The organism is Desulfomarina sp., assembly GCF_054039375.1.
Genome location: NZ_JBPLBA010000241.1, coordinates 1 through 12,044 on the forward strand (window position 1 = coordinate 1; position 12,044 = coordinate 12,044).

At 48.4% G+C, this 12,044-nt stretch carries 11 protein-coding genes; 8 read left to right on the forward strand and 3 right to left on the reverse strand.

The features are described from left to right. Positions 1-2: 2 nt before the first annotated feature. Positions 3-794 carry a pantoate--beta-alanine ligase gene (gene panC, locus ACXLDX_RS13385; protein ID WP_457577692.1) on the forward strand — a complete coding sequence of 264 codons (792 nt, stop codon included), beginning with the start codon at positions 3-5 and terminating at the stop codon, positions 792-794. Between the two features lie 119 nt (positions 795-913). Next, on the forward strand, positions 914-1,687 hold the full coding sequence (locus ACXLDX_RS13390) for a DUF8082 domain-containing protein (RefSeq protein ID WP_457577693.1): 774 nt from the start codon (positions 914-916) through the stop codon (positions 1,685-1,687). Here the strand turns inward: ACXLDX_RS13390 and ACXLDX_RS13395 are convergent. The 3 genes from ACXLDX_RS13395 to ACXLDX_RS13405 form a co-directional block, all read right to left on the reverse strand. After that, complete coding sequence (locus tag ACXLDX_RS13395; protein ID WP_457577694.1) at positions 1,667-2,398, reverse strand: hypothetical protein; 732 nt, start codon at positions 2,396-2,398, stop codon at positions 1,667-1,669. The genes ACXLDX_RS13390 and ACXLDX_RS13395 overlap by 21 nt on opposite strands. Before the next feature lie 3 nt (positions 2,399-2,401). Beyond that, on the reverse strand, positions 2,402-3,589 hold the full coding sequence (locus ACXLDX_RS13400; RefSeq protein WP_457577695.1) for a HAMP domain-containing protein: 1,188 nt from the start codon (positions 3,587-3,589) through the stop codon (positions 2,402-2,404). Positions 3,590-3,835: 246 nt separating this feature from the next. Further along, the gene (locus ACXLDX_RS13405; RefSeq protein WP_457577696.1) at positions 3,836-4,618 is read right to left on the reverse strand and encodes an IclR family transcriptional regulator; all 783 of its coding nucleotides are present in this window, start codon (positions 4,616-4,618) and stop codon (positions 3,836-3,838) included. A 478-nt stretch (positions 4,619-5,096) separates the two neighbouring features. Between ACXLDX_RS13405 and ACXLDX_RS13410 the strand changes: the two genes are divergently transcribed. The 6 genes from ACXLDX_RS13410 to ACXLDX_RS13435 all read left to right on the forward strand — a co-directional run bounded on the left by ACXLDX_RS13410 (position 5,097) and on the right by ACXLDX_RS13435 (position 11,944). Further along, positions 5,097-7,613, forward strand: a complete 2,517-nt coding sequence (locus ACXLDX_RS13410) for a molybdopterin-dependent oxidoreductase (RefSeq protein WP_457577697.1) — start codon at positions 5,097-5,099, stop codon at positions 7,611-7,613. A gap of 4 nt (positions 7,614-7,617) precedes the next feature. Then, positions 7,618-8,457 (forward strand): 4Fe-4S dicluster domain-containing protein, encoded by an 840-nt coding sequence (locus tag ACXLDX_RS13415; protein WP_457577698.1) that lies wholly within the window; start codon positions 7,618-7,620, stop codon positions 8,455-8,457. Between the two features lie 69 nt (positions 8,458-8,526). Continuing rightward, positions 8,527-8,856 (forward strand): cupin domain-containing protein, encoded by a 330-nt coding sequence (locus ACXLDX_RS13420; RefSeq protein ID WP_457577699.1) that lies wholly within the window; start codon positions 8,527-8,529, stop codon positions 8,854-8,856. 96 nt (positions 8,857-8,952) lie between these two features. Continuing rightward, a complete protein-coding gene (locus ACXLDX_RS13425; protein ID WP_457577700.1) occupies positions 8,953-9,720 on the forward strand; it encodes an SDR family NAD(P)-dependent oxidoreductase in 768 nt (255 codons plus the stop codon). A 65-nt stretch (positions 9,721-9,785) separates the two neighbouring features. Further along, positions 9,786-10,481 (forward strand): acetate--CoA ligase family protein, encoded by a 696-nt coding sequence (locus ACXLDX_RS13430; protein ID WP_457577701.1) that lies wholly within the window; start codon positions 9,786-9,788, stop codon positions 10,479-10,481. Between the two features lie 80 nt (positions 10,482-10,561). Continuing rightward, positions 10,562-11,944 carry an acetate--CoA ligase family protein gene (locus tag ACXLDX_RS13435; RefSeq protein ID WP_457577702.1) on the forward strand — a complete coding sequence of 461 codons (1,383 nt, stop codon included), beginning with the start codon at positions 10,562-10,564 and terminating at the stop codon, positions 11,942-11,944. Positions 11,945-12,044 lie beyond the last annotated feature (100 nt).

Here is a 12,044-nt window from a genome sequence, read left to right on the forward strand (position 1 = left end):
GTATCATCAGTTTTGTCCCGACAATGGGGTATCTGCATGAGGGACATCTTTCTCTTCTGCGCATAGGTCGGCAGAAGGGTGATGATCTTGTATTATCGATTTTTGTCAATCCCGCCCAGTTCGGGCCCAATGAGGATCTGAGCACCTATCCACGTTCCCTGGAGAGGGATCTGGAGATGGCGGAAAAAGAGGGTGTTGATGTTGTTTTTGTGCCGACTGATTCCAGCCTGTATCCTGAAGGGTATCAGACCTATGTGGAACTGGACAAACTGCCGGGTCACCTGTGTGGCCTGTCAAGACCTGTATTTTTTAAAGGGATAGCAACGGTCGTTACCCAGTTGTTCAATATTGTCAAACCCCACGTGGCTGTCTTTGGTGAAAAAGACTTTCAGCAACTGGCGATAATCCGCCAGATGGTGAAAGATCTTAAATTTGATATTGATATTATAGGTGGACCGATAGTCCGGGAGAAGGATGGTCTGGCCATGAGTTCCAGGAATGCCTATCTTGAAGAATCCATGCGCCCCGCTGCGTTGAGTCTTTCGCGGGCGCTTGCCAGGGCCAGGGAAATGGTGCGTGATGGTATTGTTGACTCGGAACGTATCGAGCGGGAGGCCAGGGCTGTGCTCTCTTCTTTCCCTGATATCAGTATTGATTATATTTCAATCTGTGATCCTCTGACACTGGATGGTGTTCAGCAGGTCAGGGGAAAAACGCTGATGGCCCTGGCGGTGAATCTCAGGAAAATACGATTAATAGATAATACGATTCTGGATCCGGAATCTCAAGATTAACCTGTAGAGGATTAATCAACCCCCATGGTGATTGCTGCCAGGCAGGCTCTGGCTTTACTGAAGAGCCGGTAAATGTCTGAACCTGTGAGTGGTTGCCCCCCTATTTTAGAGGTATTTTTATGTATCAATCCCTGTTGCCTGTTTTGAAACCGCTGGTTTTTGAAGGAAAGAGTGGCGTTCTCGAAATAGTTCACAAGTACGATGATCGCGGTTTCTTTTATCTCAATGAAGGGATTATAGAACAGGTTGAAACAAAAAAACTCCAGGGAAGGCATGCTGCGGCTGCATGTGTAAGATGGGTGAATATCACCACCCGGTTTACGGAAGGTGGGCCGGGCAAGTATGTACCTGATCCTGATGTTGATACTAATGAAATTTTATCCTACCTTGAGAAGGTCCATAAGAATATTGCAGTGATCAATGATAAAATTTCCGATGATAACGCTATTTTTCAGGCCGATTTTGACCGGATAGGGGAAGTTGAACGACTGAGCGCCGGTGACCTCAAGGTGGCCATGCTCCTGGATGGAGAGCGGAACATAGAGCAGGTTATGCGCAAGTCGGGCAAGTCGGAGCTGGCTGTATTGACACATATCTGCAGACTGATGCTTGCGGGGGTGATAGAGCAGAAAATTTCAAAAAATATATTGGCTCCTGATGAACAGAACGACTTGCTGGTCTCCCTGGAAAAGGTTCTTATTGAACTTGTCGGTCCGGCTGCTTCGATCCTGATAGAGGATTCATTTGAAGAGATACAGTCCAGGCCCGGGGCGCTGGCAAAGGAAGACGTGCAACCCCTTTTTTCGGTTCTCCGAAAAGAACTTGACGGAAAAGACAGGGCAAGTTTCGACGCATGGAGTTCTTCCTTTCTATCAGGCAGGCTTACGAACTGACGCGCAATTGCTGATGAATATTTTTATGAGATCTTCCGAAGGAGTTTTGCCGTAGGTCTTTGTGAAGGCCTGTCGAAATTCGAGAACTGTGGAGAGAGAGCCGTTTGCCCCTGTTCTTGCGAAATACACTTCATCTTCCTGATTTTTATCCTGCATTCTTTCCAGAAATACTTTTGTGATTTCATCCGTCGGTGGAAAGCCAAATTCTTCGATGAACTGTTTTCTGAAAGTGAGGACAGTAGGTCGGGGTGTATCCGCGATCTTTCTGGCAAAATCCTGCTGATTTCGTTTCCCTGTTTTTCCGGATTCGGTTCTGGAAGTGCTGGAGGGTGTTGTTTTCTCCAGGTACAGTTTTGTCAGGTGTTCCGAAGGAGGTACGCCGTATTTTTTTTTAAAATCCTCAAGGAACTGCAGGACAGTTGAAGAGCTGCTGCAGATCACACTTTCCGCAGGACTACTGTCCGAGGTGCAGTCCGCGGGTTTCGGGACACCTGTAAACTCAAGGTATTCCCCCAGTTCCAGCTTGCTGATTTCAGCGATACCAAGAAAATAGTCAATGAGATCAATACCGGGACCATGACCGAACTCTTCAACAAATGCTGCATGCAGCCGTTTTAAAGTCGGTTCGGTCCCTTCAGCCGTTTCCTTGACCAGTGATACCTGGACAGGCCAGAGATTATTCAAGTTATGCTGGTTGCCGGGGTCTGTCATGGGTTATTTCTGTTTCCGTTTCAACAGGATTACCATGGATTTTCTTAACCGTTCGATTGCTTCCGCCAGCAGTTTTGTTTCATCTTTTGAGGCAACAACAACCGAAGAGGTCAGTTTACCCTTGCTCATAGCTTCTGTGGTTTTGGTCAGGTAAATTATCGGATCCGTGATTGATTTTGCCAGGACAACGGCGAGAAACAGGGTGGCGATAAAGACAACCGCGCTTATCCCAAGGAAAATATTTCTGAATGTTGTCACCGACCGATAGACTTCCCTGGTGGGGACGACCTCAACAACATTGCCGAGGAGCGTGTATTTTTTCTTATCGACAAAAACGGGTGCGGATGCGATGAGGTTATCCTGCAGAATTATCGTGTTGGGATTCTGGGCGCTGATGATCCGCTGTGCGGCACCCGGAAAATCAGTTTTGAAATTTTCTCCGGTATTGAGATCGCCCTGGCTGCCCCATTCTTTCCGGGAGTTTCGGTGTGAATAGTAAAACCCTTTATTATCAATAAAATAGAGCTGTTCATACCCCCTGTTCTTTTCTCTAACAAGTTTTAAAAATTTATCAGCCATGACGTTGAACAGGACAATCCCCTGGAACTGGTTATTTTTGTCATATATCGGAGTGCCGTACCTGATGACCGGTTTGAGTGGCTGCTCAACTTTTCCTCTTTCGCGATTCAGATCAAGTGGAGATATCATAAGCTGCCCATTGGTCAGCTCCGCTGTATCCGCAAAATAGTAGCGTTTTTTCTTGTTCTGCAGTCTGTCTTTTGCCACTACGACGCTTTCATCTTGGTTTCGGTCGACCCTGACGACCTCCATTCCGTTTGCGTCAAGAAAGCGGACCTGGTGGTAAATTTTTTTATGTTTTGAGAAGGCGAGGAAATCTTTTGCGAGGTTTTTCCGGAGTACATTCACATCGTTTGAGGACGGAGAATAAATATCACCTATCAGGGTTCGCAGGGTAACTGAGTCCCGGAGATAGAAAAGATCATTGGAGACATTTTTCAGAAAATCTTCAATTTCAAAGGAAATCAGGTGGACCTTGTCGTTCAGTTTTGCAGTGCTTGAGGATTTCAACGAACTGCTGATATTGCTCAGGGCATACCAGCCTATGGATACAAGGGGAATCAGTGAAATAAGAATAAAGGCAAGTAAAAGTTTGGTCCTGATTTTTCTCATTGTGTCTTCTCCGAAAGAGGTGCAGAGGCATTTCATGTTCTGGTTAAGTGCAATTACACAATATTAGCAGATAATTCTGCAGTTACATAATAATTTTTATCATGACAGCACTTATGTGACCAAAAATTTACTGCAATCTGTTCCGGTTAGTCATAGGCCGAACCAGGGAAGGCTTCGCAAGCGTTTTATGATATCACTTATTTCCTGCCTGGTCATTCACCGCCTTACGGCTGATATTTAAAATTGTCAGAAGAGATGATTCGAGATTTTATCGGCTGTTTCCTGCAGGGCAGGAATGGCTGATTCCAGGAATTCGCCGGTCATGCGAAAAGCCGGGCCTGCAATGACCACTGCAGCTTTCGGTGCACCGTCCGGACTCTGTATTGCCGCGGCCAGGGCGTGGGTGTCCCGATACCGTTCACCTCTGTCATAGGCGATTCCAGTCTGTCTTATTTCTTCTAATAGTTTGAGGTAGTCTTTTCTGTTGACTATCGTATTTTCATTGAACCTTGTGAATTTCTGCTGCAGGCAGAGTTCAAGAAATTTCGGGTCACTGTGGGACAGGATCACCTTGGCACCGGCAGCAACATTGATCGGCACCTGTTCTCCCTGCTGGAAGTTAAACCTGATATGGCTCGGGCCCTCCACGTGAAGAGCCAGGATAACATTTGTGCCCGAAAGCATCTCAAGGGCAACACTCTCTCCCATCATCTGTGAGAGCTCGGTCAGGTAAGGCTGGGCTATGACCAGCAGTTTGCTGTTAATTGACCTGGTGGTGGCCGTGCCGATTTTCAAAGCGGACCGGCCCAGCATGTACTTTCTGGTGATGGGATTCTGCTGCAGGAAACTGGTGGCAACCAGGAGTTTAATCAGTCTGCTTGTTGTGGATTTGTGGATGCCGAGTTTTCTGCTCAGTTCGGTTGTTCCCATTTCATTATTATATGGAGTAAAGGCCAGGAGAATATTGAGCGCCTTTTCTGCCGATGAGCTGTTGGTCGGTTTTTCCTGTTGTTGATTTCTGTTTTTCAATTTTACCTTCCTTTGTTCCGAATGCGTGAATCGTGTCCCGTATGTTGCAACTTAATAGAGTGTTGAACTATTCTTGTCAAGAATTTTTACCCATACGGAGATGTGGAAAGTGGAACTATTGACGTAACATGCCGAAAACAAAATATAAAAAAACAGATGAGCTCTTTCGATTACATGTAAAATGACCTTGACATGTTCGGTGGTCAGTGTAATATGGTTGCATATGTCGGTATTGCATTTGCAGTATATGGCACAAAAATAACAATGAAGTCATTGGGCGGGAAGGTGGTAATTTCTTGAAACAGGTTGTAAATCAATATGTTGTATGATTGGCCTTTGGTTATACCTGTCTTTTTGCACGGAGCCAATGAATGCAGCTTCTGTTAAGAGCATTTACCAATTTGCATGTAACACAAAGGAAATCACGAAGTCGTCAAGGATTTAAAGAAAAGGAAGCTCAACTTCGGGAGGTTATATAATGAGTGAACAGGTTTTTACCAATTGCACAAACGCCGGCCCTGTCAGCGTCTATGTCAAGGATGGGAAAGTTACGCGAATGCGGCCGCTGGTAGCCGATGAAAAGGATTTTAAGCCATGGACCATTGAGGCTGGAGGAAAGAAATATTCTCCTCCCAGGAAATTCGCGGTGGCTCCTTATGTCCATGCGGATCGCCGCAGACTCTATTCGGAAGAGCGGATAAAATACCCCATGAAACGGGTCGATTTTGATCCGAACGGGGAAAGAAATCCCCAGAACAGAGGTAAGTCTCCCTACGAGCGGATATCCTGGGATGAGGCTTTAGACATTGTTGCCGGAGAGATAAAAAGGGTCAAGGATACCTATGGCGGTGCGGCCATCAGTGGAATGACTTCTTCTCACCATAACTGGGGAATTGTCGGGTACAAGATGGGACCGTTTGCCCGTTTTATGAACCTGCTGGAATATACTCCTGTTCTGGATAATCCGGACAGCTGGGAAGGATGGCACTGGGGAGCCACCCATACATACGGGTTTTACTGGCGGCTTGGTATGCCGGAGCAGTATGATCTTCTTGAGGATTCTCTGAAAAATGCGGAAATGATAGTGCTCTGGTCGAACGATCCCGATACGACCAGGGGGACCTATACCGGTCAGGACTCAGCCCTCTGGCGTCAATGGCTGAAAGAAAAGGGCGTAAAGATGGTTTTTATCGATCCTTTCTATAATTTCACAGCCGGAGTCATGGACGGAAAATGGATCGCGCCGAGGATCGGAACCGATACCTGCCTTGCCATGGCCATTGCCCATGTCTGGATCACTGAAGACATCTATGACAAGGAATATGTGCGGGACAGAACTGTAGGCTTTGATGAATTCAAGGACTATGTGCTGGGCAAAACCGACGGCCAGGCCAAGACTCCGGAATGGGCCGAAAAAGAGTCCGGTGTCAAGGCCAGGGTGATTAGAGCTCTGGCCAGGGAATGGGCAGCCAAACGCACTGTTCTCTCAGGTGGCGCTAGAGGCGGCGAGGGCGGTGCGTGCCGCCAGGCATATGGAACGGAATGGGCGAGAATGATGGTTCTGCTCCAGGGTATGCAGGGTCTCGGCAAGCCGGGTCGCACCATCTGGGGGACCACCATGGGCGCACCTTCGGATACCAAATACTGGTTTCCGGCCTATGCGGATCTCCAGGGGCGGGTCTCTACCGCGGATATCGCCAAATATGTTCCCATGAACCCCACAAAGCAGAGACTGTGGCGACTTACCTTGCCAGATGCGGTGCTTAATCCGCCGGTCAGCTGGTATGGAGAGGGCTTCTGTGGCCAGTCACTGGAACAGCAGTTTACTCATTTTGAGTATCCCATGGAAGGCTACCCTGAAATCAGGTTGTTCTATCGGTATGGCGGTTCTTTCATGGGCACCATGAGCGATACCACCAAATGGGTCAAAATGTACCAGAGTCCGAAACTTGAATTTGTGGTTAACCAGGATATCTGGTTCAACAGTGAGACACGGATGGCCGATATTATTCTCCCTGCCTGTTCCAATTTTGAGCGGGATGACGTGGGCGAGTGGGGAGCGTGCGGCGGGTATACCTGCCATGCTTCCAGCGGCTGTAATTATAGAATTGTTGTCCGTCAGCAGAAATGTATCGAGCCGTTGTGGGAATCAAAATCAGATTACCAGATCCTGACCCTGCTGGCGGAACGTCTCGGTATGAAAGAGGAGTTCACCGACGGTCGGACCGAACTCGACTGGGTCAAGGCGTTTTATGAGTCTTCTGATCTGCCTGGGCTGGTGAGCTGGGAAGAGTTCAACAGGAAAGGGTATCATATCATCAATATTCCCGATGATTATAAAGCCACCCCGTCCCTTCGCTGGTTCGCAGAAGGCCGTGACTGCGATACCCCGGATACAAACAACCCGAAACGAAACACGGAAAAAGCGAAAGAACTCGGGACCTACTCAGGTAAGATAGAGTTTTCCTCCGAGAGTCTCAAAGCCAATTTCCCGGATGATGAGGAGCGGCCGGTATCGCCGAAATATATTCCAAGCTGGGAAGGTCATCACAGTGAGATGTATAAGGAATATCCGTTGCAGCTGATGTCTCCCCATCCGCGGTTCACCTTCCACTGTCATTACGACAAGCATACGGACTGGCTGGATGATATTCCCGGACATCGTATCAAGAAAGACGGTTATGCCTGGTGGCCGGCCAGAATCAGCCCTGAAGATGCAGGCTTACGCGGCATACAGAACGGCGATATTGTCAGACTGTATAATCACAGGGCTTCGGTCCTCTGTATTGCGGTGGTCACCGAGCGTATTCGGCCGGGTATTATTCACAGCTATGCCTCTTCCGCCAAATATGATCCCCTGGTTCCTGGGCAGGCCGATTCCCCGGACCGCGGAGGTTGTGTGAATATGCTTACGCCTTCACGGATGGTCTCGAAAAATGTTCCGGGAATGACACCCAACTCGTGTCTGATTGAAATTGAAAAATGGGAGGGCTAACAGAATGTCACGATACTCCATACTGATAGATGTAAGCAAATGCAACGGCTGCTATAACTGTTTTCTGGCCTGCCGGGATGAATATTACGGTAATGATTACCTGCCCCTTTCGGCGGCCCAGCCACTCAATGACCAGTTCTGGCTGCAGATAAAAGAAATAGAGCGGGGTGTCTACCCCAAACCGAAATTGTCCTATATCCCCACACCATGTATGCATTGCGAGTCCGCGCCATGTATAGACGCGGCAAAGGATGGCGCTGTATACCGCAGGGAAGACGGTATCGTTATCATTGATCCGGAAAAGGCCAGAGGCCAGGAAAGAATTGTCAATGCCTGTCCTTACCGGGTTATTTACTGGAATGAGGAAAAAGAAATACCGCAGAAATGTACAATGTGTGCCCATCGGCTGGACGAGGGAGTCAGGCAGCCCCGCTGTGTCGAGTCCTGTCCGACCGGAGCCATGGTTTTTGGTGACCTGGACGATCCGAACAGTGAAATCGCAAAACTTGCAGCTTCCCTTGAGGTGGAAGATTTTCATCCGGAATTCGGTACGGCACCCCTGGTGAAGTATATTGGAATCCCAAGGCGGTTTGTGACGGGGGAGGTTGTCTTTTCCGACAGGGAAGAAGAATGCGCCCAGGGTGTTACTGTAAAGTTGAGTGGAAACGGGTTGAATCTGGAAACCACCACGGATCTTTTTGGCGATTTTGAATTTGAAGGGCTTGAAAAAAATAAAAGCTATCAGCTCAACGTTTCTGCTGACGGGTACAAAGACATGGAGGTTGAGTTTAAAACATTCAAAGATGTCAATCTCGGGGAGATAGTACTTAATCCTGCAGGGTAATGAACAGGGGGAGATACTGGATTGTCGTGTCTCCTCTTTCTATTTTCAGAAATTTTTTTGAGGTCAGTCATGATCAGTGTAAAAGATGCGGAAGGTACGCCTTATGATGCCGCGAAACACTCGGAAGTATATGGACTCCAGAAAATTACAGAAGCGGTGTCTAAACGGACAACCGTCTGTTATTCCTATTTTCAGCCCAATGGTGGCGCGGAGATGAGCGCCTCTCCCAAGGAGAGAATTTATTACGTGGTCAAGGGGTCCATTACTGTCAGTGGTCCTGAGGAAAAACATGTTCTTAATGAAGGGGATCTCATTTATATCGCGCCCGGAGAAGAACGAGATATGGTGATTAACGGTGGTAAACCGGCCGAAGTCCTGGTAACGATAGTCACTCCATAAGCCGATCGAAAAAACTGTTTTCGGCCATGGGGTGGCTTTTAGATAACATGTAATTTCGCATGCAAGGGGTGGCGGGTTTCCACCCGGGGAGAAAAAATGAAAGATATATTCAAATTAGACGGAAAGATTGCGATTGTAACCGGCGGAGCCGGTGGGATCGGTGAAGCCCTGGCTCTGGGTCTTGGTATCCATGGGGCAAGTGTTGTTGTTTCCAGCAGAAACCAGGATGCCATTGACAAGGTTGCCGGGAAGATCACGGAAGAATCCGGCAATGAGGCCATTGCCATTGCCTGTGATGTGACCGATGAGGCCAGTGTGCAGAATCTGGCCGACAAGGTGAGGGAAAAATACGGCAGAATCGATATTCTTGTCAATGCCATGGGGATGAATATCAAACATGACGCATTTGAGTACCCGGTGGAAGACTGGCAGAAACTGTTCAAGGTTAATGTGGAAGGGACCATGATTGCCTGCAAAACCATTGGCAGGGTCATGCGTGATCAGAAAGGTGGTGCCATTGTCAATCTTTCTTCCGTCCGTGGTATTCGCGGTTATACCGGTGGAAACAGCGGATACTGTGCCACCAAGGGCGCAGTTGAGCTGATCACCAAGGCACTGGCCCTGGAATGGGCTCCCCATGGGATTCGGGTTAATGCCCTTGGCCCAGCCCTGGTCATTACTCCCGGAACTGCCCATATCGCAAAGGATCCGGCCCTTGCAGCCAAGTACGCGGCTGCCGTGCCCATGGGACGAATCGGTATGCCGGAAGATATGGTGGGAGCGGTTATTTACCTGGTGTCCGAGGCTGCCGGTTTTGTTTCCGGCCAGACCATCTATGTGGATGGCGGCCTGACTGCAGCCTGATGATTTGGATCCTTCTGAAGTGCAGGATTCAGGTGGAATATAATAACTCAAGTGAGGAAAGATAGATGACAACAGCTCGAATTTTGAGTCAGGCCAGGGAAGAGAAAAGAACGGTCCTTACCGAAATTGAGGCCAAGCAGATTCTGGCGGAGGCTGGGATAAACTGTACGGAAACAGTACTGGCCACTTCCAGGGAAGAGGCTGTGGACCTGTGCGAAAAAACAGGATACCCCGTGGTTTTGAAGGTATCCTCGGTTGATATCAGTCATAAAAGTGATGCCGGCGGTGTAAAAGTGAATCTTAATTCAAAGGAAGAGGTGGAAAAGGCCTTTGATGACATCATGGCTTCCTGCAAGGCGTACGCGCCGGATGCGGATATTGAAGGCGTTGCTGTACAGACCATGGCCAAACCGGGCACGGAGATCATTATGGGCATGATCAATGATGCCAGTTTCGGTCCTGTGGTGATGTTCGGTCTGGGGGGAGTTCTGGTTGAGGTCCTGAAAGATGTATCCTTCAGAATTGTTCCTATCGATAAAAATGACGCGGTGGAGATGACTTCCGAGATCCAGGGGAAGAAACTGCTGGAGGGGTACCGGGGACAGGATCCTGCGGATGTGGAATGTCTGCGCGATATGCTGGTGAAACTTTCTGACTTTGTTGACGCGACTCCGGGAATTGAAGAAATTGATATGAATCCGGTCTTTGCTTATAAGGATGGGGCAGTGGTGGTTGATGCCAGGATAATCCTGTCATCGTGAGAAGAAATTCCTCCAAAAAAAATAACCCATTCGAACATAACAGCGCATAGCGACACGATGAATATAAGGACGGTAATATTATGATGGAATTATTTTTTAAACCGAAATCGGTGGCAATAATCGGAGCCAGCGGTACTCCCGGAAAGCTGGGATACGTCATTGTCAATAATATCAAAGGCAGTGACTTCAGCGGTGAGGTGTATCCCGTCAACCCGAAGTCGGATGAGATTCTGGGCTACAAGGTCTATAAATCTGTCCTGGAGATTCCGGGAGAGGTGGATCTGGTGATCACCGCTCTGCCAACCCCGAAACTGACGGTCATGACCATGGAAGCCTGTGCGGAGAAAGGCGTAAAGGCCGTTATCATAGAATCCGCGGGTTTTGCTGAGATGGGCGGTGACGGCAAGGTCTACCAGGAGCAGATAGTTGAGATCGCAAAGAAAAATAATATCAGGGTCATGGGACCCAACTGTTCCGGGATCGTCTCCCGCAATATCGTCACTTCAATTTATCCCATGACGAAAAAAGTGCCCGACGGCAACGTGGTGCTCATTGGTCAGTCTGGACTCCTCGCTGCGGGTATGGCTTCAGACATAGTTGAAAATGAAAGCCTCAACATCAAACAGGTCTGTTCCATCGGTAATAAATGTGATGTCAATGAAAATGATCTGCTTGAATATTTCGGCGGGCAGGATGATGTGGATGTCATTTCCATGTACCTGGAGACTATCAGTGACGGGCGGAACCTGACAAGAATAGCGAAAAAGGTTGCCGCGGAAAAACCGGTTATCTTTCTCAGCGGCGGACGCACCGAAGCTGGGGCAAAAGCGGCAATGAGTCATACCGGCAGTATAGCGAGTAATGCCAAGATTGTGGAAGCGGCGGTTAAGCAGACCGGGATGATTATGGCCGATGATTTTACCGAGCTCAAGGATTTTGCCAAGGTTTTTTCAACACAGCCCCTGCCCAGGGGTAATCGGATTGCGGTGATTACGCTCGCGGGCAGTGTGGGTGTCAATGTCTCAGATCTCTGCGCAAGTCACGGTCTTGAACTGCCCAGGCTGACGGAAGAGACAACGGAAAAATTAAAAGACATGTTTGATACCCCGGTTTCAAATCCGGTGGATCTCTATTTCAGTGTCACCAAGATCGGATTCACCAGAACCCTGGAAACCACTTTCCCGGACGCGTTCAGGGATGCCAATATCGATGCGGCCGTTCTGATCCTGGCTGGGTTTGAATACACCCAGGAGGCGGTGCAGAAAAAAATTATCCAGAAGATTGTCAAGGATGTCGGCAAGCCGGTGGTTGTCTGCATGATCGTCGGTTACAACAGGTACAAAAATGTCATTATGGATGAGATGGGTAAGGAACTGCCGGTTTTCCCATCGCTTATTTCGGGAGTGAAAGCCCTGAGCAAACTGTGTGAATACGGCATTCGCCGACAGAAAAAATCTGCCTGATGGGGGAAGTATGACTTTTGAGAACATTATCCTGGAAAAGGAAGAAAATATCGCCGTCATAACCTTTAACCGTCCCGAGGCGATGAATGCCCTCAATATC